The sequence below is a fragment of the Vibrio sp. Vb0667 genome, from assembly GCF_033391095.1.
Map to the genome: position 1 here is coordinate 1 of NZ_JAWPOL010000373.1, position 1,072 is coordinate 1,072.

The following is a 1,072-nucleotide window of genomic DNA, read 5'->3' on the forward strand; positions in this document are numbered from 1 at the left end:
GGGATTGGTGCCATTGTTTACTTATATAAGCGTCTAGTTGAACGTGAAAGAAGCATGAGTATTGAAAACGTATCAGGTCAGCCATTAGAAATCATGAGCTTGCTTCGTATCAACCATGCCATTCCCGTCAATTCAAAAGGACACTAAAAATACCGGTTTAAACGGAGGTTGGCATGGTAAATCTAATACGACGAAGTGTAGTTAGCGGTCTCGTTGTCGGCATGTTTGGTTGTTCGTCATTTGATTATCCCGATCATGGTCAGGGTGGATTGGCGGAAAGCTATCAAGATATTTCGATTGAGAACTATCAGTTCTCGCCTGTTATGCCAGATGAACCATTGGGCCCAGAGCATGGATTGCGATTCGATTGGCAGTTGACCAAGCTTCATCTCGACGCTTTGATTCAAGAAGGCGCTCGTTGGTGCTTCCCTGCTGCAGTGGTGCAAGCACTCGAAAAACAAAATCGCATTGCTCGCGAACTAGAAGGCGGTTTACTGCTTGATGCCGCCAATGACCTGGTCATCCAGCGTCGTCGATTAAACCAGCTTGAGCAGCAACTCGACTACGTACTTACGCAAACCACTTGCACGCCGCCGGACGACATCGAAGCGCTAAGGAATGACTTAAACATCGTCTCCGATATTTATGCGCTGCTCAACGTCGATAATCAGTTTGCCATTGATTCTGCGGAGATCAATCCGAAGTACATGGGACACTTGGCAGAAGCCGCTTATATTCTGCGCGACCACCCTGCTCTGTCTCTGGTTGTCACTGGCCATGCGGACGTCACGGGTACGCCTGAGCACAATAAAAAACTAGCACAGGAACGAGCCGAGCAAGTTAAACGATACTTAAGTGTGTTCGGTGTAGCGTCAGACCGTGTGCAAACCAAATCTGTTGGCGACACATTGCCTTTGTATGAGGGACAAACGCCAGCCGTGCGCCTAACCAACCGTCGTGTGAGCATCGAAGTTCTCAGCGCAAACTCTGATAGCAATGCGCCAAGTAATCACAATTTACCTAACAAAGGCAACATGCCAACGAGCGCAAGCGGTTCGATAGGAGGCGCGTT

1 protein-coding gene and 1 pseudogene are annotated in these 1,072 nt (G+C 48.5%); both read left to right on the plus strand.

Annotated features, from left to right (window positions below; genetic code table 11):
- Positions 1-147, plus strand: a pseudogene (locus tag R8269_RS26010) (anti-sigma factor antagonist); the annotation flags it as partial.
- A 26-nt stretch (positions 148-173) separates the two neighbouring features.
- Positions 174-1,072 (plus strand): OmpA family protein (locus tag R8269_RS26015; protein WP_318223015.1); only part of this gene is annotated, 899 nt, incomplete at its 3' end.